The 23,108-nt window shown below is 76.4% G+C and carries 21 protein-coding genes; 6 read left to right on the forward strand and 15 right to left on the reverse strand.

All coding sequences use genetic code 11. The features are described 5' to 3' along the window. Window positions 1-22 precede the first annotated feature (22 nt). Both PUR71_RS12355 and PUR71_RS12360 read right to left on the reverse strand, forming a co-directional pair. Window positions 23-1,072, reverse strand: coding sequence for a TIGR03617 family F420-dependent LLM class oxidoreductase (locus PUR71_RS12355; protein WP_329926986.1), 1,050 nt, complete (start codon window positions 1,070-1,072; stop codon window positions 23-25). 123 nt (window positions 1,073-1,195) lie between these two features. Continuing rightward, window positions 1,196-1,933: a MerR family transcriptional regulator gene (locus PUR71_RS12360; RefSeq protein ID WP_329926987.1), complete on the reverse strand. Its 738-nt coding sequence runs from the start codon at window positions 1,931-1,933 to the stop codon at window positions 1,196-1,198. A 78-nt stretch (window positions 1,934-2,011) separates the two neighbouring features. On the opposite strand from PUR71_RS12360, the gene PUR71_RS12365 reads away from it, so the two are divergent. After that, on the forward strand, window positions 2,012-3,196 hold the full coding sequence (locus tag PUR71_RS12365) for an erythromycin esterase family protein (protein ID WP_329926988.1): 1,185 nt from the start codon (window positions 2,012-2,014) through the stop codon (window positions 3,194-3,196). Window positions 3,197-3,367: 171 nt separating this feature from the next. On the opposite strand, the gene PUR71_RS12370 is transcribed toward PUR71_RS12365, so the two are convergent. Further along, a complete protein-coding gene (locus tag PUR71_RS12370) occupies window positions 3,368-4,036 on the reverse strand; it encodes a type 1 glutamine amidotransferase domain-containing protein (RefSeq protein WP_329926989.1) in 669 nt (222 codons plus the stop codon). A gap of 177 nt (window positions 4,037-4,213) precedes the next feature. On the opposite strand from PUR71_RS12370, the gene PUR71_RS12375 reads away from it, so the two are divergent. Then, window positions 4,214-5,128 carry a LysR family transcriptional regulator gene (locus tag PUR71_RS12375; RefSeq protein ID WP_329926990.1) on the forward strand — a complete coding sequence of 305 codons (915 nt, stop codon included), beginning with the start codon at window positions 4,214-4,216 and terminating at the stop codon, window positions 5,126-5,128. Window positions 5,129-5,389: 261 nt separating this feature from the next. After that, window positions 5,390-5,770, forward strand: a complete 381-nt coding sequence (locus tag PUR71_RS12380) for a hypothetical protein (protein ID WP_329926991.1) — start codon at window positions 5,390-5,392, stop codon at window positions 5,768-5,770. 3 nt (window positions 5,771-5,773) lie between these two features. Here the strand turns inward: PUR71_RS12380 and PUR71_RS12385 are convergent, their stop codons facing one another. From PUR71_RS12385 to PUR71_RS12420, 8 genes are all read right to left on the reverse strand, one after another. Continuing rightward, window positions 5,774-6,607, reverse strand: a complete 834-nt coding sequence (locus tag PUR71_RS12385; protein ID WP_329926992.1) for an ABC transporter permease subunit — start codon at window positions 6,605-6,607, stop codon at window positions 5,774-5,776. Then, window positions 6,604-7,530: an ABC transporter ATP-binding protein gene (locus PUR71_RS12390; RefSeq protein WP_329926993.1), complete on the reverse strand. Its 927-nt coding sequence runs from the start codon at window positions 7,528-7,530 to the stop codon at window positions 6,604-6,606. The genes PUR71_RS12385 and PUR71_RS12390 overlap by 4 nt, the downstream gene beginning before the upstream one ends. A 110-nt stretch (window positions 7,531-7,640) precedes the next feature. Further along, complete coding sequence (locus PUR71_RS12395; RefSeq protein WP_329926994.1) at window positions 7,641-9,089, reverse strand: RtcB family protein; 1,449 nt, start codon at window positions 9,087-9,089, stop codon at window positions 7,641-7,643. 9 nt (window positions 9,090-9,098) lie between these two features. Then, on the reverse strand, window positions 9,099-9,557 hold the full coding sequence (locus PUR71_RS12400) for an archease (RefSeq protein ID WP_329926995.1): 459 nt from the start codon (window positions 9,555-9,557) through the stop codon (window positions 9,099-9,101). 76 nt (window positions 9,558-9,633) lie between these two features. Next, on the reverse strand, window positions 9,634-10,875 hold the full coding sequence (locus tag PUR71_RS12405; protein ID WP_329926996.1) for a styrene monooxygenase/indole monooxygenase family protein: 1,242 nt from the start codon (window positions 10,873-10,875) through the stop codon (window positions 9,634-9,636). A 118-nt stretch (window positions 10,876-10,993) separates the two neighbouring features. Next, a complete protein-coding gene (locus tag PUR71_RS12410) occupies window positions 10,994-11,764 on the reverse strand; it encodes a thioesterase II family protein (protein WP_329926997.1) in 771 nt (256 codons plus the stop codon). A gap of 329 nt (window positions 11,765-12,093) precedes the next feature. Then, entirely contained in the window at window positions 12,094-12,630 is a 537-nt protein-coding gene (locus PUR71_RS12415; protein ID WP_329926998.1) for a GNAT family N-acetyltransferase, read from the reverse strand. After that, on the reverse strand, window positions 12,624-12,932 hold the full coding sequence (locus tag PUR71_RS12420; protein ID WP_329926999.1) for a hypothetical protein: 309 nt from the start codon (window positions 12,930-12,932) through the stop codon (window positions 12,624-12,626). The genes PUR71_RS12415 and PUR71_RS12420 overlap by 7 nt, the downstream gene beginning before the upstream one ends. Before the next feature lie 186 nt (window positions 12,933-13,118). Between PUR71_RS12420 and PUR71_RS12425 the strand changes: the two genes are divergently transcribed. Further along, window positions 13,119-13,322 carry a hypothetical protein gene (locus tag PUR71_RS12425; protein ID WP_329927000.1) on the forward strand — a complete coding sequence of 68 codons (204 nt, stop codon included), beginning with the start codon at window positions 13,119-13,121 and terminating at the stop codon, window positions 13,320-13,322. Here PUR71_RS12425 and PUR71_RS12430 read toward each other — a convergent pair. Next, window positions 13,319-13,936 (reverse strand): AAA family ATPase, encoded by a 618-nt coding sequence (locus PUR71_RS12430; RefSeq protein ID WP_329927001.1) that lies wholly within the window; start codon window positions 13,934-13,936, stop codon window positions 13,319-13,321. The genes PUR71_RS12425 and PUR71_RS12430 overlap by 4 nt on opposite strands. 125 nt (window positions 13,937-14,061) lie before the next feature. Here PUR71_RS12430 and PUR71_RS12435 point away from each other — a divergent pair, with 125 nt between their 5' ends. Together PUR71_RS12435 and PUR71_RS12440 are read left to right on the forward strand one after the other, a co-directional pair. After that, complete coding sequence (locus PUR71_RS12435; RefSeq protein WP_329927002.1) at window positions 14,062-15,597, forward strand: AMP-binding protein; 1,536 nt, start codon at window positions 14,062-14,064, stop codon at window positions 15,595-15,597. Between the two features lie 151 nt (window positions 15,598-15,748). Continuing rightward, window positions 15,749-15,928 (forward strand): hypothetical protein, encoded by a 180-nt coding sequence (locus PUR71_RS12440; RefSeq protein WP_329927003.1) that lies wholly within the window; start codon window positions 15,749-15,751, stop codon window positions 15,926-15,928. A 13-nt stretch (window positions 15,929-15,941) separates the two neighbouring features. Here the strand turns inward: PUR71_RS12440 and PUR71_RS12445 are convergent, their stop codons facing one another. Genes PUR71_RS12445 through PUR71_RS12455 form a run of 3 tightly spaced genes read right to left on the reverse strand, consistent with a single transcriptional unit; the run spans window position 15,942 to window position 23,033 of the window. Continuing rightward, window positions 15,942-16,928 (reverse strand): ABC transporter ATP-binding protein, encoded by a 987-nt coding sequence (locus PUR71_RS12445; protein ID WP_329927004.1) that lies wholly within the window; start codon window positions 16,926-16,928, stop codon window positions 15,942-15,944. 55 nt (window positions 16,929-16,983) lie between these two features. Further along, complete coding sequence (locus PUR71_RS12450) at window positions 16,984-19,776, reverse strand: hypothetical protein (RefSeq protein WP_329927005.1); 2,793 nt, start codon at window positions 19,774-19,776, stop codon at window positions 16,984-16,986. Further along, a complete protein-coding gene (locus tag PUR71_RS12455) occupies window positions 19,773-23,033 on the reverse strand; it encodes an FtsX-like permease family protein (RefSeq protein WP_329927006.1) in 3,261 nt (1,086 codons plus the stop codon). Before PUR71_RS12455 ends, PUR71_RS12450 begins: the two co-directional genes overlap by 4 nt. Window positions 23,034-23,108: the final 75 nt, after the last annotated feature.

Raw genomic sequence — 23,108 nt, forward strand, 5'->3', positions numbered from 1 at the left:
CCGGCCCCGCCGTCACAGCCCCTCACCCCAGCGCGCGCACCGCCGCCAGGACGTCCAGCCCCAGCGTCGGGTCGGCGTCCTCAGGGAGGCTGACGGACAGCCGGGTGAACAGGCCCGCGTAGCGACGGGTGATCTCGCGGGCGACGTCCTCCACCGGGCCGGACACCGCGAAGGCGTCGAACACCTCGTCGTCGATCATGGCGGCCATCTCCTGCCAGCGCCCGCGCACGGAGAGCGGGTGCAGGCGCTCCTGGAGGTCCTCCCAGCCGTGCTGGGCGAGCACCGGGCGGTAGGCGGGCGTGGAGGCGTAGAAGGCGAGCCGTTCGCGGACGGCGGCGCGGTTGGCGGCCACTTCCTCCTCCGTGCGCCCGGTGGCGGTGAGGACGCTCCCGGCGATCTCGAACGGGCGCGCCGTCCACGCGGCGCCCTCCGCCTCGGCGGCCGCCCGGGCCTCGGTCAGGCCGGGCAGCACCTGCTCGGTCAGGTAGGCGGGGGACGAGAACGGGTGGCTGAGGAACCCGTCCGCGACGGCGCCGGCCGTGCGGGTCATGAGCGGGCCGACGCCGGCCAGGAGGATGCGGGGCACCCCGCCGGGCACCGGATCGGGCGAGAAGACCGGGGTCATCGTGGTGTGCGTGTAGAACTCGCCGCGGAAGCGCAGCCGGGCGCCGGTCTGCCAGGTGTCCCAGATCGCGCGCACGGCGTGGACGTACTCGCGCATGCGCGCCGCGGGGCGCTCCCACGGCATCCCGAAGCGCTTCTCGATGTGCGTCCTGACCTGCGAGCCCAGACCGATGACGGCACGTCCGCCGGAGGCCGCGTGCAGGCCCCAGGCCTGGTAGGCGAGGGTCATCGGGGTGCGGGCGAAGGCGACCGCGATGCCGGTGGCGAGCTCGATGCGCTCGGTCCGGTCGGCGGCGCGGGCGAGTTGGAGGAACGGGTCGTACGCGGTCTCGGCGACGACCAGGCGGTCCATGCCGGCGCGCTCGGCCTGCTCGGCGGCGGCCAGGATGCCCGCCGGGTGCCCGGAGGCGGTGGCGTCGAGGCGGAGGGCGGCGGTCGGGCGGTCCATGACGGGGCTCCTGGTCGGGGTCTTCGGCGGTACGCGGGTGGTGCGCGGGTGGTGCGCGGATGGTACGCGGCCAGCCTGCCATGCCGTCACCCGCGGGCCGCCCGGCTCCCCCGTCGGGCCCACCTACGACCTCTGCGTGCCGAACCCGCCCGCAGATGCCCCGGGGAACTCCGACAGGTAGGCGTGCAACGCCCCCGCGCCCGCCAGCAGGGCCAGGCCGCGCGTCGTCAGACGGCCGCGCCACTCGCCGAGCGTCGCCCGGAGGGGTTCCGGCCCGCCCGCGGTCCGGACGCGTTCCAGCACCTGCGCGATGCGCTCCAGGCCGTACCCGCCGCGGCGCAGTTGGTGGGCCAGCAGGACGTCGCGCACGTCGGCGGGGGCGTACACGCGGTAGCCGGTGCGCGGGTCGCGCCGGGGCACGACCAGGCCCGCGCGCTCCCACGTGCGCAGGGTCGCCGGGCGCAGGCCGAGGCGGTGCGCGAGCGGGCCGATGAACGTGCCGCCGCCGTCGGGTGCCGCGTGAAGGCCGGAGGACGGGACGAGCTCTCGCAGCGCCTCCTCCACCGCGTCCAACGTGGCCCGGTCACCGGCCAGTTGCGCGTGGCTGCCGTCGATCAGCCGCAGCGCCTCGCCGACCTCGTCCGCGTGCACGGCCCGCATGACGGCCCCCGCCGTCGCGTGGCCGTGCCCGGGGAGCAGCGCCAGGAACGCCCGGAGCGCCGCCGCGTGGCGCGGGCCGTACACGCGGTAGCCGCTCGGCGTTCGCCCGGCCGGCGGCAGGAACCCCGCCTCCTCGTAGTTGCGCACCGCCTGCGTGGACAGGCCGTGCTCGCGCGCCAGGTCGACGGGCCGCAGCTTCACTTTGAGACTTCACTCCCCAGTCACCGCGCTAAATGGGACCAAAGTTTACACCGAGCCTTCAGCGATACGGTTGACGTCATGACCGCATCGATCCGGGACGCGGCCCGTCCCTTCTCCGGCCACGCCCTCACCTCGCTCCTCTCCCCCGCCACCCGACTCCTCGGCCTCGGCGAGCCCACGCACGGCGTCGAGGCCTTCCCCGAGCTGCGCAACGAGCTGTTCCGCCACCTGGTCGAGCACGAGGGCTACCGCTCGATCGCGATCGAGAGCGACTGCCTCGCCGGTCTCGCCGTCGATGCGTACGTCACCGACGGCATCGGCACGCTCGACGACGCCGTGGCGCACGGCTTCAGTCATGGCTTCGGCGCCTCACCCGCCAACCGTGAACTGCTGCGCTGGATGCGCGAGTTCAACCGACAGCAGCCGCACGAGGAGCAGGTCCGCTTCTACGGCTTCGACGGCCCGCTGGAGATCACCGGCGCCGCCGGACCGCGCCAGTGCCTGATCGCCCTGCACGACTACCTGGCCGCCCACCTCGACCCGCCGTACGACCGCGCGGCCCTCGAGGTCCTCCTCGGCGACGACGGCCGCTGGACCGACGAGGCCATCATGTACGACCCGGCCAAGTCCGTCGGCCGCACCGCCGAGGCCCGCGAACTGCGGGTGATGGCTGATGACTTGAGCGCACTCCTCACCGCACACGCTCCGCGCCTCACGGCCGCGGGCTCCCCCGGCGCCTTCTGGCGCGCCGAGCTGCACGCCCGCACCGCCACCGGGCTCCTGCGCTACCACGCCGCCATGGCCGACACCGGCCCCGACCGCATCGCCATGCTGCTCTCCCAGCGGGACGCGATGATGGCCGACAACCTCGACGCCGTCCTCCGCCGCGAGGAGCGCCGCGGCCCCACCCTCGCCTACGCCCACAACGCCCACCTCCAGCGCGAGGAGAGCAGCATGCGGTTCGCCGGCCGGCTCACCCGCTGGTGGAGCGCGGGCGCGCTCGTCGGCACCCGCCTCGGCGACCGGTACGCCTACGCGGCCACCACCTTCGGCAGCCGCGGCTGCGACGTCCCGCCGGCCGACACGCTCGAAGGGCTCCTGTCGACGCTCCCGCACGACCGGTCCGTCCTCGATCCGGCCCAACTCGGCGCCGTGGCGGCGGACCTGACGCCACGCGTCCCGGCCGACCACACCTACGCCGCCCTCGACCCGGCCACCACCGGCCAGGCCGACGCGATCGTCTTCGTCCGCGACCTCCGGTAGTCACCGCGGTCGGCGGGTCGGTGCCCGCCCTCCCGTGAGGCTCGGTACGGTGGCGGAAGCGGACCGGCGGCGCCCGACCGCTGTGGGGCGGGTGCCGCCGGTACCGCGAATCCCGACGGCCGATCAGCTCCCCCATCAGCCGGATCAGCCGATCAGGTCCGCCCGCGCGGATCAGCCCAGCAGGCGCAGCAGCTCCTCGGCCGCCGCCGCGGACGACGCCGGGTTCTGGCCCGTCACGAGGTTGCGGTCGACGACCACGTGCGGCGCCCACGGCTCGCCCGCCACGTATTCCGCGCCCAGCTCCACCAGCCGGTCCTGGAGCAGCCACGGCGCCTTGTCGGCGAGGCCGGCCAGGCGCTCCTCCTCGTTGCTGAAGCCGGTGATCCGGTACCCGGCGAACGGCGACCCGCCGTCCTCGGTCCGCGCGGCCAGCAGCGCCGCCGGACCGTGGCACACGACGCCGAGCGGACGGCCGGAGGCGAGCGCCCGGGTCAGCAGCCGGCCGGACTCGGGGCTGACCGCCAGGTCCTCCATCGGGCCGTGGCCGCCGGGGTAGAACACGGCGTCGTAGTCGGCCGGGTCGGCGTCCTCCAGCTTCACCGGCCGGCGCAGCTCGGCGAGCGCGGCGAGCGCCTCGGCCGTCGCCTCGTCGGGCACGCTCGCCCGGTCGGCGACCGGCACCACGGCGCCCGGGGTGGCCACGGTGACCTCGTGGCCGGCCTCGGTGAAGGCGCGGTACGGCACGAGGAGTTCCTCGGCCCAGTAGCCGGTCGGGTGCGCGGTGCCGTCGTTCAGCGTCCAGACGTCGGCGCCGGTCACGACGAACAGGATGGTGGCCATGGTGCAGTCTCCAGGGGTGCGGTCCCACGCTCCGGCGGTGCTCCGCCGGAGTGCTCACGGCCCCGACGCTAGACGCGTCCCGCCATCGCCCACCAATGACCGTGGCGATGTCCGGTATCGGGAAACCGATGGCTGAGGACCGCACCCCGGCCATCGCCGTCCCGTAGGCTCGGGCCCATGAGCGATCGGGTGGTCAATGGCTCGGGCCACGGCTCCGGCCCGCTGGACCTGAACCAGCTGCGGACGTTCCTCGCCGTCCACCGCGTCGGCTCCTTCACGGCCGCCGCCCACCGGCTCGGGCTGTCCCAGTCCACGGTCACCGCGCAGATCCGCGCCCTGGAGCAGCGGCTGGGCCGGGAGCTGTTCGAACGCGGCGCCCGCGGCGTCGCCGCCCTGCCGTACGCGGACGACCTCGCCGCCCGCCTCGCCGACCCCCTGGACCGGCTCGCCGAGGCCACCGGCGAGCGGGGCGCGCCCGAGCCCGTGCACCTCGCCGGGCCCGCCGAGTACCTGGGTACCGTCCTGCTCCCCGCGCTCGCGCCGCTCGTCGCCCAGGGCGTCCAGCTGCGCGTGACCACCGGCCTCACCGACCCCCTGCTCGCCGAGCTGCGCGCCGGACGGCACGACCTGGTCATCGCCACCAGCCGGCCGCGCGGCCGGACGCTGAGCGCCGAGCCGCTGGCCGACGAGGAGTTCGTCCTCGTCGCGGCACCGGTCTGGGCGCGGCGCCTGGAGGGCCGGGAGCTGCCCGCCGCCCTGGCCGACGTTCCGCTGCTCAGCTACGCCGAGGACCTTCCGATCGCCCGCCGGTACTGGCGGCACGTGTTCGGCGAGCGCCTGCACGCCCGCGCCGCCGTCACCGTCCCCGACCTGCGCGCGGTCGTCAACGCGGCGGCGGCCGGCGCCGGCTGGAGCGTCCTGCCGAGCTACCTGTGCCGCACGGAGCTGTCCTCGGGCGCGCTGCGCCTGCTGCACCGGCCGCAGGACCCGCCGATCAACACCGCGTACCTGGTGCAGCGCCCCGCCGCGTCCGCCGATCCGCACGTCACGCTGGTCCGCGAGCGGATCGTCGCCGCCGCGCGCGCCTGTTGAGCCCCGTCCGCCAGGGTTCCGTCAAGATCGGCGGCCGGTTCACGGAGGAGGACTATCCTTCGAGTGGTTCGTGGCGGCACCGATCGCTTCCATCTGCGAAGCGGCACCGAGCGGGAGGGAGGCGAGAGAGATGGACTCCAGTAGTAGTCCGGGTCCCAGTCGGCCCCGTCCCCCGCTTTCCGCACCCCGCCCCGGCGCGCGCTGACGCCAGTCGGTCCGCTCGCGCGCGCCCTCCCCCGCCCCGGCCGTCGGAGGTCCGCCATGACCCGTCTGTCCTTCTCCCCGTTCTCTGCGTTCTCGCGCACCCCGGCGCGCAGCACCGGTCTGCTGCGCGGCCTGCGCCGCACGTCCCCGCACCTGCCGCCACTCGCCGCGCTGCCCGCCGACGCCCCGATCGTCCGCGGCCGGCTGCGGCTGACGCTCCACGACGGCGCCCCGCGCCTGTACCTGCTCGACCACCGGGACTTCGCCGCCACAACGTCCCCCGACGTGGCGTACGACGCCCGTGTGCAGACCGCCTACGTGTTCGCGCTCCAGGGCCACCGCCCCGACTGCCTCGCCCAGCACCTCGGCCTCCCGCTCGCCGCCGCCGAGGCCATCGCCGAGCACGCCGCCCGCGCCGGCGCGACTGCCACCGCGTAGGGGTCAGATCGCCAGGTCCCGCCGCTCCAGCAGCCGGAACGCGGCGAGCAGCCCCACCGCGCCGACACCCACCAGCACGCCCAAGGACGCCCACGGCACGCCCCCGTGGGCCAGGACGTCGCCGGGCGCGTAGTAGTGGAACGGGCTCACGTACCGCAGCGACGAGGCCGGAGACCACGCCAGGGCGATGAAGTTGAGCGCGAAGCCGACCGCGCCGAGGGCCACCGCCGCGCCGATCACGTACGCGCGGCGCCGGCTGAGGGCCGAGACGGCGAGCACCGGGCCGGTCAGGCTGAACGCCAGGGCGCAGCCCATCAGTCCGGCCGCGAACACCCCGCCCTCGGGCACGGCCGCGCGCAGCGTGGGCGAGAACGCCACCCCGAGCGCGATGGTCAGCGTCGCCGCCGCGTTGAGCAGCACCGACGCCGCGACCAGGGCGCCGGCCCGCTCGGCGAGCAGGCGGCGGCGCGAGAGCGGACGGGTCATCAGGAGCTCGACGGTGCCGGATTCGACGTCGGCCGCGACGGCGGCGGCGCCGAGCGAGCCGATGACGGTCAGGTGCAGCGCGATCCAGAACGGGTGGGTGAGTCCGGCGCCGAGCAGCCCCGGGTAACTGGCGATGGAGACGTCGCCGTTGGAGCCGCTGAAGGCCTTGAACGCGCCGGGCGGGGTGCGGCGGGCGCCGAAGAGGTCCCCGGGCGGGACGGTGCTGGTGATCACGGTGATCAGGGTCTCGAAGACGACCATGCCGAACAGCAGGCCGAGCAACATCCGGCGCCGCCGGTGCAGGGCGAGCCAGACCAGCGGGAGGCGACGGTTGACGGTGCGCGCGATCACGGCCGTTCCTCCGGCTCTTCCGAGTTGCGGTAGAGGTCGAGGAACGCCTCGTCCAGGCCCGCCTCTTCGACGGTGAGGTCCGCCACCGGCAGCACCCCGAGCAATTCCCTGACGGTCTGGACGAGTTCGTCCGGCGGAACCACGAGCTCCACGCGCTGCCCCTCCCACTGCGGGGACCACCGGTCGGCGGCGCCCAGCGGCCTGGCTCCCCGCCCGTCGGCGAGGACGAGCCGCACCCGCCGCGCCCGCGCCTGACGCAGCTCGGCGACCGAGCGGACGGTCACCAGCCGCCCGCGCCGGACGATCGCCACCCGCTCGCAGGCGCGCTGCACCTCGGGCAGGACGTGACTGGAGAGCAGGACGGTCCGCCCGGCGGCGGTCTCCTCGGCGAGCAGTTCGAAGAAGGTCTCCTGGACGAGCGGGTCGAGGCCCTCGGTCGGTTCGTCCAGCACCACGACGCCGGGCCGGTGCTGGAGCGCCTGGACGAGCCCGAGCTTCTGCTTCATCCCGCGCGAGTACTCCCCCACGGCCCGCCCGAGGTCGGCGCGCGTGAGGGCGAGCCGCTCGCACAGCTCGCCCTGGCGGGGCACCGGCGCGCCCTGGAGGGCGGCGAGGAGGTCGAGCGTCTGCTGCCCGGTGAGCTCGGGGTAGAGCCGCAGTTCGCCGGGCAGGTAGCCGATCGACGGCGCGAGGCGGCGGTGGTCGGCCACCGGGTCGAGGCCGAGCACCCGCACCTGCCCGGCGGAGGGTTGGAGCAGCCCGACCAGGCAGCGCAGCGTGGTCGTCTTGCCCGCGCCGTTCGGCCCGAGCAGGCCGAAGACCTCCCCGGCGGCGACCTCGACGTCCAGCCGGTCGATGCCGACGGTGGCGCCGTAGCGCTTGGTGAGCTCGCGCAGTTCGATCACCGGTCTGCTGCCGGACATGGCCCGCACCTCCGCTCGCGGCCCCGCGGCCCGCGACCGGGCCCGACCCCGGGCCATCAAAGCCTTCCCCGCCGGGGGTGTCGAGCAACACCGCCGGACGGGAGCGGGGGTCAACCCTTGCAGACGCCCAGTGGCACCAGCCGGGCCACCCGGCGCGCCAGCCCGGCGCCCTCGGTGACGGCGGCCACCGCGTCCACGTCCTTGTACGCCTCCGGCGTCTCCTCCGCGAGCGCCCGGTAGGAGGCGGGCCGGACGGCGATGCCGCGCGCCTCCAGCTCACCGTGCAGCGTCTCGCCGCGCACCGTCCGCAGCGCCTGGTGCCGGCTCCACACCCGCCCGGCGCCGTGGCAGGCGGAGCGGAACGCGTCGTTGCCGGGGAGCCCGACCATGACGTACGACGCGGTGCCCATCGTGCCGGGGACGAGCACCGGCTGGCCGGCCGGGAGGAGGTCGGCGGGCAGCTCCGGGTCCCCGGGCGGGAGCGCCCGGGTGGCGCCCTTGCGGTGGACGCACAGGCGCCGGGCGAGGCCGTCCACCTCGTGGGTCTCCAGCTTGGCGAGGTTGTGCGAGACGTCGTAGACGAGCTCCAGGCCGACCCCGAGCGCCGTCGCGAAGGCGCGGCGGGCCGCCTCGGACAGCAGCTGCCGGTTGGCCCGGCCGTAGTTGGCGGCGGCGGTCATGGCGCCCAGGTAGGCGCGGCCTCGCGGCGAGTCGACCGGGGTGCAGGCGAGCTGGCGGTCCGGGACGTCGATCCGGTAGCGGTGCAGCTCCCGGTCCATGGCGCGGACGTGGTCGGTGCAGATCTGGTGGCCGAGGCCGCGCGACCCGCAGTGGATCATGACGCAGACCTGCCCGAGCCGCAGGCCGAAGGCCTCCGCCGTCGCCGCGTCCCGCACCTCGTCCACCGCCTGCACCTCCAGGAAGTGGTTCGCCGAGCCGAGGCTGCCGACCTGCTGAAGCCCGCGCTCGACGGCCCGCGTGCTCACCTCGCCCGGCGCCGCGCCCGTCAGGACCCCGCCGTCCTCGCAGCGCTCCAGGTCGCGCGGCACGCCGTGGCCGTGCTCGACGGCGTAGCGCGCGCCGCCGAGGAGCAACTCGTCCAGCTCCCGCGGTCCCTCCAGCCGCCACAGGCCACCGCGCCCGAGGCCGCGCGGGACGCTCCGGTCGAGCAGGTCCATCAGCCGGCGCAGCCGCTCGGCGTCGATCTCGTCCCGGCCGGCGCCGGCCGCCAGCAGCCGCACGCCGCACGAGATGTCGAAGCCCACCCCGCCCGGCGAGACGACCCCGCCCCGCTCGACGTCGGTCGCCGCGACGCCGCCGATCGGGAAGCCGTAGCCCCAGTGCACGTCGGGCATCGCGAAGGAGGCGCGGACGATCCCGGGCAGCGTCGCGACGTTCACCACCTGTTCGAGGGCCTTGTCCCCGGCGGCCTGCGGCAGCAGCTCGCGGCTCGCGAACACGACGCCGGGCACGCGCATCGGCGGGGTCCGGTCGATCCGCCAGCGGTGGCGGGCCTCCTCGGTGAGCACGATCTCCACGGCGTCCACCACCTGCCTCACACGTCTGCCTCACACGTCGACGGTGACCCGGCCGGTCCAGCCGCCGGGGCCGGAGCGCAGGTCCAGGCCGTGCAGCGAGACGGCCTTCGGCACGGCGCCGACGAGCGCGGCGGTGGCGGTGTCGGCCATCCGGAAGCGCACCTCCAGGGTCCGGCCGCCGTCCGCGTCGTGAATGGTCCCCAGCGCGAGGGCCGTCGGGAGTTCGCCGTTCGCGTCCATCCGGTAGATGACCTCCTCCAGAACGCCCGCGAGCAGGTCGGCGTCGCTCGCCGCGACGACGGTGCAGGCGCGCTCGCCCGCGGGGCGCGCGGCGGTGAGGTCGGCGAAGCCGTCGACGACGGCGCGGACCAGCTCGCCGATGCAGCCCTCGGCCGTCGGCGACCACGCCTCCACCTGGAGGTCCGCCGTGTGCGGCACGGTCCGGTGTCCGCTCGCGGCGCCGTTGGTCCCGCCCTCTCTCCCGTCCACGGGGTCACCTCCTCCGCCGTCCTCTACCAGCGTCTGCCCTGGTGGCGGGCGGCGGCAAGAGCGGCCGGGCCGGTCACTACCCGGACACGCCGACCGCCGCCAGGTACGCCGCCGTCAGCTCCGGCGTGGCCAGCCACTGCGCGTGGTCGCTCGGCTCCGGATACGTGTTGACGAGCCGGCGGGCCACGGCCTCGTGCCGCGCGGCGGCCGCGAACACGCCCTGCACGTGCTCCGGCGCGGTGAGCATCGTCGCGGTGAACTCCACGGTGTGCCGGGCGTGGTGCCGCCAGAAGTCCTCGGCCGTCGCCGCCATCCAGGCCGGCGTGAACGCGGCCTCGCCGTGCTCGACGATCGCCCGCAGGTACGCGTCGGCCGCGCGGGCGGCGCTGTTGGCGCCCTGGCCGGTGATCGGGTCGTTCACCACGACCGCGTCGCCGATGCCGAGCACGTGCACGTCCCGCACGCCGCCCAGCGCCGCCACCGGCCGGCGCACCGTCGGCGTGACCGCCCCGAACAGCCCGGCCCCCGCATCGGTCGGCTCCGCGCTCCGCCAGAGCTCCGCCTCCCAGGGCAGGTGCTCCGCCAACAGGGCGCGGATCCTGGCCAGTTGGACGTCCGGGGCGGGCGCGTCGGTGAACGCGTCCAGCGGCCCGCCGGGCACCGCCTCCCACAGCAGGATCGCGCACGGCCCGGACAGCGTCAGGGCCGGCTGGAGGTAGAGGTCGGCGAGGCCGGGCAGCGCGTACATCCGGGCCCGTGGCTCGACGGCCGGGTCGGGCGCGCCGACGCCGTGCGCGTAGAGGCAGGACAGCGAGCGCTGCGGCCGCTCGAACGGCGAGCGGGCCGCGTCCCGTTCGAAGATCCCGGCCAGGCGGCCGCGCCCGGCCGCCACCACCGTCAGCTCGTGCCGCTCGGCGAGCGCCCGCAGGCCGTCCCGGTCGAGCGTGCGGTACTCGACCCGGCCGCCGCGCTCGGCCAGCAGCTCCAGCCAGCGCGCCAGTTTCAGCCGCTGGTCGACGGACTGCGCGGGCTCGTCCAGCGTCGCGGTGATCTCCAGCGCCCGCACGCCCGGCGGCACGGCCAGCACCATCGTGAGCGTGTCGACGGCGGGCGCGTCGGCGGCCCACAGGTCCAGCCCGGCCGCGGCCTCGATCCGCCGCGCCGGGCCGAACATCGCCTGCGTGGACAGCACCCGCCCGCCGACCAGCTGCTCGGGCGTGCGCTCGGCGACCAACGTCACCTCGTACCCCGCCCCGACCAGCCCGAGCGCGAGCTGCAACCCGGCCTGACCCGCTCCGACGACGGCGATCCGACGCATGCACGCCTCCCGGGCGCTCGACCGACTGGACGTCAGATGTGCACGCTAGTGCCGTGGCCGGGACAGGTCCACCGTGCTGCGACGCCCGGCACGGCACAGGCCGGGCCGGCGGGCGGCGTCACCGGCCCGTACCGGACCGGCCGCGCAGGTGCGCCACGAGCAGGTCCAGCACCGCCGGGGCCTGCTCGGTCAGGTAGAAGTGCCCGCCGGGGAAGACCCGCAGGTCGAACCCGCCCGTGGTGTGCCCGGCCCACGGCCGCGCCTGCGCGATCGTCGCCCGGTCGTCGGCGTCGCCGACCAGCGCGGTGATCGGCTGCGGCACGGTGTCCCCCGGCGCGCAGCGGTACGTCTCGATCGCCGTGTAGTCGGCCCGCAGCGCCGGCAGGATCAGGGCGCGCAGCTCCGGATCGGCGAGCAGCCGCTCGTCGGTGCCGCCGAGCCGCCCGATCTCGGCGAGCAGCCCGTCGTCCGACATCAGGTGCACCTCGGTGTCCCGCGGCTCCGACGGCGCCCGCCCGGCCGACACGAACAGGTGCTCCGGTCCGGCCACCCCGTCCCGCGCGAACCGCCGGGCGACCTCGAAGCACACCGCGGACCCCAGACTGTGCCCGAAGAACGTCAACGGCCGGTCCGCCCACGCCCGCAGCTCCCGGTACACGCACTCCGCGAGCTCCGCCACCGAGTCGATCCCCGGCTCCGCGAACCGGTTCTGCCGCCCCGGGTACTGCACCGCGAGGACGTCTGCGTGCGGCGCGAGCGCGGTCGCGTAGTCGACGAAGAAACTCGCCGCCCCACCCGCGTGCGGGAAGAACACCACCCGCGAGGGCGCCGAGTCGCTCGGACTGAAGCGCCGGAACCACGGACTCTCGACAGCAGCACTACCGAACATGCGGGGCGACCTCTCTCAGTGGACGATCTCTGCCGCCCCCAGTCTCCCAGGGGTCGGTCGGACACCTCGGCCTCGTCCTCCGGCTCCCCCGGACGGCCGGGCCGCCCGCGGGCGCGATCAGCCCGAGCAGCGGCCACGCGCCGGCGGCACGAGCAGCGTCTGCCGCCCCTGCGCCAGCGCGTGCCCGGCCCACCGGGCGCCCAGCTCGTCGACCCCGCGCGCGATCCCGGCCCCGCTCGTGAAGTCCCCTGTCCTCGGCTGCCGCGCCGGAGCCCAGGGGCGCCCGGCCGGCCGCGACCAGCGGGTTTCAACGCCGGCCCGGGGCGCGCTCAACGGGCGTCGTACTGCTCGCGCGTCAGCTCGTGGACGCGCACTCGACGGCCGGTGGCCGGGGTCGTCGTCTCGCGCTCCACGACCATGCCGAGCTTGTCCATCACGTGCTCCGACGCCGTGTTGCCGATCTGGGCGATGCTGACGAGACGGTCCAGCCCGCAGTCCTCGAAGCCGAAGCGGACGGCCTCCCGCGCCGCCTCGGTGGCGTAGCCCCGGCCCCAGAACGTGCGGGCCAGGCGCCAGCCGACCTCGACGGCGGGGAGCACCTCGGGCAGGAAGTGCGGTACGGCGAGGCCGGTGAAGCCGGCCAGCTCGCCGGTCTCCCGCACCTCGAGGGCGAACAGGCCGAAGCCCTGCTCGTCCCACCGCTGTTCGACCAGCGCGGTGAAACGGCGGGTGTCCGCCTCCGCCAGCGGCCGGCCGTCGGCGATCCACCGCATCACCTCGGGGTCGCCGTTGATGGCCGCCATCGGGGCCACGTCCTCCTCGCGCCAGCGGCGCAGGATCAGGCGGGGCGTCTCTATCCTCACCATGAGCTCCGTTCCTTCCGGTCCGTCCGATCCTTCCGGGTGGCCAGGATCGCCGAACTCGTGGGCGTGGTCGGCACTTCGGCGGCCGCCAGGCCGGGGTGCGTCAGGTCGGGGTGCGTCAGGTCGGGGTGCGTCAGGTCGAACAGGCGGATCCCGACGCCCGCGCCCGTCCCGCTCTCGGCGATCACCCCGCCCGGCGTGCCCGCGGCCGCGACGGCCGACAGGCGCCCCACCTCGGGTGGCCAGCTCTTCGTGAACCCGCGCGCGGCAGCCGCGCGTTCGGCCGCCACCACCCGCTCCGGCAAGCGCGGTCGATCATCCTCGCCCAACGCGAAAACCCCTCCCCCGTGATGGCCCCCGAGCCTACCCTGGATGGCATGACCACACCCGATCCCGACCGGATCACCATCGTCGCCTACGAGAACCTCCCCGGCAGCCCGCCCCCGATGGCGGCCGTCCGCGCTTGACTGCGTGAGCGCGGCATCGACTGGATGCCCTGGCCGGCCGCGGACTTCCTCGTGAACCTCATCTGCGGCCGGGACGCGGACGGCCACTGGCACGGCTGGTACGACGTCCGCCTCCCCGCCGCCGCGCTGCGCCCGCTCGGCCTCCACCCCGACCAGCCGACCGCGACCGCCGACGGGTCGTCTCCACCCGGGTGGTGGCACGCCGAGGCCGAACGCCGCGCGCGCTAACGACCGAACCGTACGTCCACGGCGCGCGAGCGCGAGACGGCGTCGAGGAGGAGTACGGACGCCGCCTCGGGGACGACCGGATCGCCGTGGTCGAGCGCCGCCGACAGCCGGGCCAGCCCGGCCCGGTGGCGGGCGAAGACCCGGGCGGAGGCGTGCCGACCCCGGGCGCGCTGGCCGTCGAGGGCCGCGGCCGCGCCGACGTCGAGCAGGACGAGGTGCAACTCCCGCCCCCGGCGGCCGGCTTCGCGCGCGAGCCACCGCCGCATCCACGCGCGGCTGCCGCAGTCGTGCACGAGCAGCGGGCCGCCCCGCCGGACGGAGGTCCGCAGGAGCAGCGCGTGGCGCAGCCGTGCCCACGGCCGGTAGACGGCGTACGGCAGCCACGCGGGCATGACGGCCTCGCACGCCTCGTGAACGGCCCTGGGGTCGACGACAGGGACGGCGCCCGCCCCCGACCAGCGCCGCAACAAGGTGCTCTTGCCCGCTCCTGGCAGCCCCGAGACGACCACGACCGCGCCCGCCGGGTACCGGACGCCGAAACCCGTCCCGTCCACCCCCCGCAGGTCGACCACCCCGCGCGGCGCCACCCGCGTCCCGTCCGTCGTGCTGCCCATCCGCCCCCCGTTCGCAGTCGACCGGAGGACCTTAGCAACCCGCGTGCCACCACCGGACCGCCGCACGACATGATGGTGCGTCAGGTCCGCCCGTGGCGGATCACGGACAACCAGGAAGGCCGAACGTGACCGCGACGTACACCGGGCTGGTGCTGGCGGGGCTGGCGCGCGATCCGGGGCGGGTGGCGATCCGCTGCGCGGACCGCGCCCTGACCGGACAGGAGTGCCTCGACGCCGTCCACCGCCTGGCGCGCGCCCTGGAGGGCGCCGGGCTGGAGCGCGGGGACGGCGTGACGGTGCTGGCCGGGAACCGGCCGGAGACGGTGCTGGTGCGGCTGGCCGCCAACGTGCTCGGCTGCCGGGTGGCGATGCTGCACCCGGACCGGCCGGTGGCCGAGCAGGTCGCGACGGCCGCCTTCGCCGGCACCGACGCGCTGGTGTTCGACCCGGCGCGCTTCGGGACGGCCGCCGCGCACATCGCCCGGACGCTCCCCGGCGCCGGCGTGTTCGCACTCGGGCCCGGGGATCTCGGGACGGACCTCCTGGAGCTCGCCGCGCCGCTGTCCCCCACCGCGCTCGCGCCCCGGGGCAGGCCGGAGGACGTCATGGCCGTGCGGTTCACCAGCGGCACGACCGGACGGCCGAAGGGCGTGGCGCGCCGGTTCGCCCGCCCGCCGAGGCCCGAGCTCCCGGCCGCGTCGGTGTTCCTGCTGTGCACGCCGCTGGGCCACGGCGGCGGGACGTCGGCGGACCTCGCGCTCGCGGCGGGCGGTTCGGTGGTGCTCCAGGACGGCTTCTCGGCGGACGCCGTCCTGGCCGCCGTCGAGGAACACGCCGTCACCCGGGTCCACCTGCCGCCGCACCTGCTGTACCGGGTCCTGGACCATCCGATGCTGCCGCGGACGGACGTCGGCAGCCTGCGCCGCGTCACGTACACCGGCGGCCCGGCCGCGCCGCGGCGGCTCGCGGAGGCGACCCGCCGCCTGGGGCGGGTGCTGCACCAGACGTACAGCCTCACGGAGTGCGGCCCGGTGGCGCGGCTGGCGCCGGACGAGCACCTGGACCCGCGACTCCTCGGCACCGCCGGCCGCCCGTACCCGGACACCGAGGTGCGCGTCCTGGACGGGGACGGCGCCCCGCTGCCGCCCGGGGAGACCGGCGAGATCCACGTCCGCACGCCGACGGCGATGGAGGGCTACTGGCGCGACCCGGAGCTCACCGCCGAGGTCCTGCGGGACGGCTGGCTGCGCACCGGGGACCTCGGCAGCCTGGACGCGGCCGGCTACCTGACGGTGGCCGGGCGGCGCGAGCCGATGGCGATCGTCGACGCCCACAACGTGTACCCGCGGGACGTCGAGGCGCCGCTGCTCACGCACCCGGACGTCCGGGAGGCGGTGATGTTCGCGACGTCCGGGCCGGACCTGCTTCAGCGCGTGCACGCGGCGGTGACGACGGCGCCGGGCGCGGGAGTGACGAAGGAGCAGTTGCACCGGTGGGTGCGGGAGCGGAGCGGTCCGCTCAGCGCGCCGACGACGATCCTGGTCCTGCCGCAGATCCCGCTGACGGAGACGGGCAAGCCGGACCTGGCGGTGCTGACGGCGCTGGTGGACGGCGCGCCGGGGTTCGCGTCCGCCACCCTGGGGGCGCGCGATGAGGTGTGACGCGCCCCCTTGACGCTTCGAGCGCCCGCGTGGGCGACCTCTCGCGCGGTGCTTGGCGGGAACAACCGCAGGTGGACACTCGTCCGTGCGGACCGATGTGCCGATATATCTCCGGCGGCGTTCCCTCGCACCGTCCCCAGGAGGCACCTCCGTGACCTGGCTCCGCGTCCTGACCGCGCTCGGCATCCTCGCCGTGGCCGCCAGCGCCCTGCTCGTCTTCGCCCTCTGCACCGCCGCCGCCAAGGGCGAGCGCGCCGAGGAGGCGCCCGATCTCCGCGAGGAGGCCGAGCGGAGCGGTCTCTTCCAGCACCTGGGCGGCGGCGAGACCTGACCCGGGAACGGAGTCAGTGCCCCGCGAGGTCGTCCGGCCGGACCTCGATGTGGTCGGCCGCCAGATCGACCGCCACCCGGTGCTCCATGCCCAGCGCCTCCAGGAACTTGACGGGCAGCTGGACCCGCCCGGTGCGGTCCAGCATCACGTACTCGCGCTCGTTGACCGACTCCTCCCCGTGCTCGTCCGTGACCGTGCGGCGCAGCACCTCGCTGCTGGTCCGGCCGTCGCGGATGGCGACGGTGCGGCGGACCTCGCCGGCCACCATCGGGTCGTGGGTGACGATCACGACGGTGGCGCCGAGTTCGCGGTTGACGGTGCGGAAGGCCTCGAAGATGACGGCGCCGGTCTCGGAGTCCAGCTCGCCGGTCGGCTCGTCGGCCAGCAGGACGGGCGGGTTGTTGGCCATGGCGACGGCGATGGCGACGCGCTGCTGCTGGCCGCCGGACAGTTCGTCGGGGCGGCGGCGGGCGAGGTCGCCGATCTCCAGCGCCTCCAGCAACTCGTCCACCCGGGCCGCCTTCTGCCGGAAGCTCCCGCCGCCGCGACGGCCGCGCAGCTGCATCGGCAGGGCGATGTTCTCGGCGGCGGTGAGGAAGGGCAGCAGGTTGCGGGCGGTCTGCTGCCAGATGAAGCCGACCACCTCGCGCCGGTAGCGCAGGCGTTCGCGCGCGGACATCTCCAGCAGGTCGCACCCGGCGACGGTGGCCGTCCCCGCGGTCGGCACGTCGAGGCCGGCCAGGATGGTGAGCAGGGTGGACTTGCCACTGCCGGAGGCGCCGACCAGGGCCACCAGGTCGCCCTGGGCGATGGTGAGTTCGAGGCCCTGGAGGGCCTGGACCTCGATTCCCTCCGCGCTGAAGATGCGGACCAGCCGGTCGCACACGATGGCCGCGCCCGCGCCGTACGCCGTGGGCGAGGCGGCGGCGAGGGCCCGCTGCCGGAGCTCCTGGAGGGTGGGGACCGCGACGGCCGTCCGCTCCTGGGGAGTGCTCTTCACCGGTGGTCTCCTGTCTTCTGCACCGTCTCGACGGTCATGTCGCTTCCATGCCCGTTCAACGCTGGTCCCCCGCCCGCAGTTCGGCGGCGAGCTGGCGCCGCCCGGAGACGAGGGTCTCGGCCACCACGCCCGCGCAGACCACGAGCGTCAGCCCGGCCGTGGGCAGCAGCACGGGCAGCAGGGCGGGCGTCAGCTTCTCCCCGACGTGCGCGCCGACCAGCGCCGACAGGTCGAACGCGGGCCCGAGCAGGCCGACGGCCGCCAGCGCGACGAGCGCGCCCCCGAGGGCCGCCGCCAGGGTCTGCGGCACGGCCTCGGCGAGGATCAACGCGAGCCCCTGGCGCGGCCGCAGGCCCAGGGTGCGCAGCCGGGCGAGCATCGCTCCGCGTTCGGGGGCGGCCCGCAGGAGGGTCAGCAGGACGGCGAGCAGCGCGAAGCCGGCGGCCGCGGCGACGGCGGCCCAGAAGAGCCGCTGCGCCGAGCGCTGGAGCGGGTCGGCGGCCAGCCGGGCGCCCACCTCGGCGCTGGTGTGCACGGTGTAGCCGCCGGGCAGGGCGTGCGGGTCGTGGCCGGCGGCCCCGGCCGCTTCCCGGATCACCTTGACGAGGCCGGTGGCGGCGGTGACCCCCTTGTCGCGGACCAGTGCGGCGAACTGCCCGTCGTCGATGTCGCCGACGCCGAACCAGGCGTTGACCCGGGCGAGTTCGGGCAGCCGGGCGGCGGCCGGGCCGACCGGTACGACGACGAAGGGCTTGAAGGAGCCGGGGATGGCGGGGGTGGCGTCGACGCCGCCCGCGTCGGTCAGGAGCAGTTCGCCGCCGCTGGGCAGGCGCAGCCGGACGGGGCCGCCGGCCACCTTCGGCCCGAGGGCGCTGCTGAACAGGGCGGGCACCGGGGTGTCCGGGCCGCCGGGCGCGCCGGCGAGGACGGCGGGGTCGAAGGTGCCGGACCGCAGGGTGCGCGCGATCTCGGCGTACGCGGTGGGCTCGGCGACCACGAGGGTGACCTGGGCGGAGCCGTCCTTGGTGCCCATGAGGAAGGTCTCGGTGTCCGTCCAGACGCCGGTGCCGGCCCGGACGCCGGGCAGGGCGGCGGCCGCCCGGGTGAAGTCCTCCGGCAGGGTGGGCCCGACCGGGAGGGTGAGGGAGGCGTCGCCGCCGACGGTGAGCCGGGCCGCGCGCAGCCGCACGCCGTCGACGTCGCCGAGGACGGTGGCGCCGAACCCGGCCGTGGTGACGGCGATCAGCAGGGCGAGCAGCGGCAGCACCGACGGGCGGCGCCGCCCGCTGGTGTCGCGGGCGGCCCGGGCGAGGCCGAGGAAGCCGACCAGGCCGCGCCCCCGCCCGGCGGCGCCGGCCAGCCAGCCGACCACGACGGGCTGGACGCGGGCGAGCAGGACGCCGCCGGAGAGCGCGAGCAGCAGCGGGGCGGCGATCAGCAGCGGGTCGACGCCGGTGCCGACGGGGGCGACGCCGCGCCGGCGGACCTCCGCCACGGCGGCTCCGGTCAGCAGCAGGACGAGGAGTTCGCCGATGACGCGGCGCCGGCCGCCCCGTGCCTTCGGCCTGGCCCACAGCAGCGCGGCCCGGGCGGGGAAGGCCAGCAGCGCGAACAGCGTGGCCGCGCCCGCGGCGAGGACGGCGGCGCCCCAGCGCGGGGTGGGCAGCAGCACCAGCGCGAGCGTCGTGGCGAGCACGGCGGCGGGCAGGACGGTCACCGCTCCCTCGCCGAGCAGGCGCAGCAGCACGCCGCCGCGGGAGCCGCCGCGGGCCTGGAGCAGGCGCAGTTCGGCGGTGCGCCGTTCGGTGACGAGGGCGGCGGCCAGGCAGAGCACCACGGTGGCGACGCCGGCCACCCCGGCCGGGCCGATCGCGGCGATGGGCGCGGCGGCCTCGTACCGGGCGGTGGCGCGGTCGAGGACGTCGGGCAGGGCGGAGTTGACGCGCAGGTCGGAGCGGGTCGCGGCGGCGAGGTCGGTGGCGCCGCGCCCGGTGATGTACCCGCTGACGGCGGTGCGCAGCTCGCCGAGCCGGTCGGCGCGCACGACGCCGGTGTCGACGGGCAGCCGCCAGAAGGCGCGGGCTTCCTTGGCGTTGCCGCCCCAGGCGAGGAGCGCGGCGAGGCTCGTGCCGTCGACGACGCCGCCGGTCGTCCAGGCACCGCCGGGCGCGCAGGCGCGGGTCGGGCAGGCGAGGTCGTCCCAGTACGGATCGTCCTCGTCGTCGGCGCGGTAGAGGCCGACGACCTTGGTCCGGACCGGGCCGGAGATCTCCTCGCCGTTGTCGAGGACGTCGCCGAGCTTGATGCCGATGGTCTCGGCGCCGGTCCTGCTGATCGCGATCGGCAGCGGCTGGCCGGGGGTGGCGGGTCCCGGCCAGGTGCCGTCGGTGAGGGTCGCGTGGGCGGCGACGTCGTGCAGGTACATCAGGTCGAGCCCGGGGTTGGCCTCCGTGAGGTGGACCAGGCCGGGGTTGCGCAGTTCCCGCCCCCGGACCGTGGCGCCGTGGACGGCCCCGGTGGACGTGAGCGGCACGTCGCGGCCGATCCGGTCGGTCAGCTGCCGCATCACGGGGTCGAGGCCGGCCGCGGTGTCGTCCCTGACCAGGACGGAGGTGGCCTGCAGCCTGGTGTTCGAGAGGCCCCGGTCGTGCAGGAACCGGCGCAGCGCGCCGTCCGCGCCGCGGTCCACGGCGCGGGGGAAGGCCGCCGCCAGCAGGACGGTGCCGAACGCGAGCGCGGCCATCAGGAGCGCGGCCAGCGGCGCCGAGCGCAGCCGGGTGCGCACCCACGGCGCGGGGCGCCGGTCGGCGCGGGGGCGGGGCACGGTGCTGGCGGCCTGGGTGGTCACATCTCCTCCACGTGGCGCAGCCGGGCGGCCACGTCTCGACGGCGGCGTCCGGTCAGGAAGGCCGACAGCAGGGGCACGAGGGCGATGGCGGCGGAGAGCAGGAGGGCCTGGCCGGCCGGCAGCTCGATCAGCGCCGCGGGCATCGGACGGCGGGCGGCGGGGGTGAGCACCACCAGCGGCACGATGAGGTGGACGAGCAGGGTGCCGAGGCCGAGTCCGACGGCGCCGCCGAGGGCGACGAGAAGGGCCTGTTCGGCGGCCGCGGCCCGCGTCACGTGCTGGCGCGGGGTGCCGAGGGCGAGCAGCAGGGCGGAGTCCCGGGAGCGTTCGCGGGCGGCGGCCGCCACGGCGGCGCCGAAGCCGATCGCGGCGAGGACGGCGGTGGCGACGGCGATGGCCGTGAGGGCGCTCTGCGGGGCGGCGCCGACCGGGTCGCCGAGCAGGGCGGCGGCGGTCTCGTCGGAGAGTCGGACGGTCTGGACGCCGGGGGCGGCGCGCAGCGCGGCGGCGGCCTCGGCGGGGGTGCGGTCGCCGGGGCCGGTGGCGGGCAGCCACCACTCGGCGCGGCCGGGCAGTTCCCGGCCCTGGGCGGCGAGGAGGCGGGAGGTGGTGGCGAGGTCGACGACGAGGGCGCTGTCGCCGAGGACCGGCAGGGCGTCGACGGCGGCGGTGACCTTGACCTTCAGGACGGTCCCGGCGGTGGAGACCCGGAGGGTGTCGCCGACGGCGGCACCGGCGGCGTTCAGGTAGCCGCGGGTGGCGACGCCGCTGAGCTCGGTGGGAGCGGTGGCCCCGGCCGGGGCGAGGACGGCGCGCAGGGTGTCGCCCCGGCCGTCGGCGAAGCGGTAGCGGACGGTGAACAGCGCCGCGGGGTCGCCGGGTCGGGCGGCGAGCTCGGCGGCGGGGCCGGGCTTCTCCGCCTCCTTGCCGACGTCGGGCGCGGTCGCACTCCAGCCGAATCCGGCCGGGACGGTGACCGGCGCGGCCGGGCCGTCGGCGGTGTCGGAGACGGCGATCCGGTGGACGGTCAGTTCGCCGTCGGCCCGGTCGCCGAAGGACACGATCGCGCCGACGAGCGTCAGCGGCGCGGCGGGCGAGCCGAGCGGGGCGTCGACGAGCGTGCTCAGGTCGGCCGTGGCGTGGACGTCACCGTTGAAGGGGAGCACGGAGAGCGCGGCCTTGTACGTGATGCCGAACCGGTCGCGCAGCAGCAGCCGGGCCTCGGGGCGCACCGGCTCGACCCGCGGCCCGTCGGCGCGGCCGGCCGTGTCCTGCTGCGTGACCGACACGTCGGCGTCGATCCGCAGCGGCTTGCCGGGCAAGGGGATCCTGGTCTGCGGCCCGGTCGGCGCGGGCTGCCCGAGCGCCCCGAACAGCTCCTGGCGCGAGTGCCCGGCGAGCAGGTCGGCGCGCACGGGGACGCGCTCGGCGAGGGCCGCGCCGTCCGTCGCCACGAACTGGCCGGTGCCCTTGGGCAGTGGCTGCTCCGAGCGGAGCACCGGGACGAGCCGGTCGCCGCCGGGCAGGGCGCCGTAGCGGCCGGCCTGGCCCATCGGGGCGTTCTGCGAGTCGGCGATGCGCAGGCCGCCGGCGGTGCCGAAGGCGGCCTGGTCGCGCTGGGAGGCGGACCAGGTGGCGTGCTGGCCGAGCGCCAGGACGCCGGTGGACACCGCCATGACGAGCAGCAGCACCGGCCCGGTGGCCCGGCCGGGCCGGCGGGCGAGCTGCCAACCGACCAGGGCTGGGCCCAGGCCCCGGCCCCGCGCGGCGATCCGGGCGCCGAGGCGCGCGACGAGCGGCAGCAGGCGCAGCACCACGAGGGTGCCGGCGCACAGCGCCAGGGTCGGGGTGGCGACGAGCAGCAGGTCGACGCCGAGGCGGCCGCTGGCGTCGGTGGACAACCCGCCGCCGTACTGCGCGAGTTGCTGGTAGGCGAGGACGGCCAGGGCGAGCACGGCGAGGTCGCCGCCGTTGCGGGCGACGCCGGCGACGAGCGCCTGGCGGCGGCCGGTGCGGGCGCGCAGGGCGGCGCCGGCGCCGCGCAGCAGGCCGGGCACGGCGGCGAGCAGGACGCAGGCGAGGGCGCAGGCGGCGGCGATCGGCCACAGCGTCCAGCTGATCCCGGTGTCCAGGTGGGAGCGGCCGAGCCCGGCGAGGGCACGGACGAGGAAGGGGGTGAGCAGCGGCGCGAGCGCGGCGGCGGGCAGGGCGAGCAGCAGCGACTCCACCGCGGTGAAGGCGCCGATCCGGCCGCCGGACGCACCGCGAGCGGCGAGCAGTTCGTTCTCGCGCTCCTGCCGGGTGGCGATCAGGTGGACGACGAGCAGCAGGGCCGCGGCGGCGAGGACGCTCAGCTGGAGGGCGCCGATCAGCAGGGTGGACCGGGCTACCAGCAGGCCGGAGGCCAAGTCGTCGATCACGTCGGGTAGTTCGGTGGCCGCCTGGAGTCCGCTGTCGTTGCGCAGGCGGTCCGCGAGGCCCTGGGCGCGGTCACCGACGGCCTTCGCGCCGGCCTCGTCGGCGCCCGCGAAGTCGGCGTCGAGCAGCCAGCCGCGGCCGTCCTGCGGGAGTCCGCCGGCGGTGAAGGCACTGCGGTCGACGATCATCGGGCCGTAGGTGGTGAAGCCCCCGGCGGCGACCTCGCGGCCGGCGAGCGGGTCGAGGCGCCAGTACGGGTCGGTCCGGTCGAGGGCGCGGTAGACGCCCGTGATGCGCACGGTCAGCGGGGTGCCCGAGGAGCGGTCGTCGAGCCTGACGTCGGCGGGCAGGGCCTCGGGGGCGAGGCCGAGGCGGGTCAGCGTGGTCTGCGGGACGGCCGCCTGCGGGGCCGTGGACCGTACCGGCCCGGTGGCGGCGGCCGGCCAGGCCCCGGCGAGGAGCCGCACCCGGGCGCGGTCGAGGTCGGCGAGGACGGTGAGATCGGCCTTGGCCGTGTCGCCGGTCCCGGGCAGGCCGTAAGAGCGGCTGCGCAGCACGCCCCGGGTCTGCACGGGCAGGGATCCGAAGAGCGCGGAGCGGTAGGCGTCGAGCGCGGGGTCGTCCTTCGCCTGCCGGTCGAGGCCGTGCTCGACGGTCACCAGGACGGTCGTCCGGCCGTGCCCGGGCCCCTGGAGTGCCTGCCGCAGTCCGGCGTCGCCGACGCTGCGGTTGAACGCGACCAGCGCGGTCAGCACGGCCGTCGTGATCAGCACGGTGAGCAGGACGGCGGCGGCCAGCGGCAGCCGTCCGCGCAACCGGCGCACGACGAAGCCGAGCATCGAGTTCCTCCCCCGGGACGTCCCCAGTCGCCGGCGGCCCCCGTCGCCCGTCTCGGGCACAGCCCATGCCCCGCA

Origin of the sequence: Streptomyces sp. SP17BM10 (genome assembly GCF_036322405.1) — a bacterium.
GTDB lineage: Bacteria > Actinomycetota > Actinomycetes > Streptomycetales > Streptomycetaceae > Kitasatospora.

What these genes read in the sequence shown, in the direction of transcription:
- PUR71_RS12365 (WP_329926988.1), top strand. Translation starts at nt 2,012, where the DNA reads ATGACCGCATCGATCCGGGACGCGGCCCGTCCCTTCTCCGGCCACGCC.
- PUR71_RS12375 (WP_329926990.1), top strand. Translation starts at nt 4,214, where the DNA reads ATGAGCGATCGGGTGGTCAATGGCTCGGGCCACGGCTCCGGCCCGCTG.
- PUR71_RS12370 (WP_329926989.1), bottom strand. Translation starts at nt 4,036, where the DNA reads ATGGCCACCATCCTGTTCGTCGTGACCGGCGCCGACGTCTGGACGCTG.
- PUR71_RS12415 (WP_329926998.1), bottom strand. Translation starts at nt 12,630, where the DNA reads ATGGTGAGGATAGAGACGCCCCGCCTGATCCTGCGCCGCTGGCGCGAG.
- PUR71_RS12425 (WP_329927000.1), top strand. Translation starts at nt 13,119, where the DNA reads ATGCCCTGGCCGGCCGCGGACTTCCTCGTGAACCTCATCTGCGGCCGG.
- PUR71_RS12390 (WP_329926993.1), bottom strand. Translation starts at nt 7,530, where the DNA reads ATGTCCGGCAGCAGACCGGTGATCGAACTGCGCGAGCTCACCAAGCGC.
- PUR71_RS12430 (WP_329927001.1), bottom strand. Translation starts at nt 13,936, where the DNA reads ATGGGCAGCACGACGGACGGGACGCGGGTGGCGCCGCGCGGGGTGGTC.
- PUR71_RS12355 (WP_329926986.1), bottom strand. Translation starts at nt 1,072, where the DNA reads ATGGACCGCCCGACCGCCGCCCTCCGCCTCGACGCCACCGCCTCCGGG.
- PUR71_RS12405 (WP_329926996.1), bottom strand. Translation starts at nt 10,875, where the DNA reads ATGCGTCGGATCGCCGTCGTCGGAGCGGGTCAGGCCGGGTTGCAGCTC.
- PUR71_RS12455 (WP_329927006.1), bottom strand. Translation starts at nt 23,033, where the DNA reads ATGCTCGGCTTCGTCGTGCGCCGGTTGCGCGGACGGCTGCCGCTGGCC.
- PUR71_RS12380 (WP_329926991.1), top strand. Translation starts at nt 5,390, where the DNA reads ATGACCCGTCTGTCCTTCTCCCCGTTCTCTGCGTTCTCGCGCACCCCG.
- PUR71_RS12410 (WP_329926997.1), bottom strand. Translation starts at nt 11,764, where the DNA reads ATGTTCGGTAGTGCTGCTGTCGAGAGTCCGTGGTTCCGGCGCTTCAGT.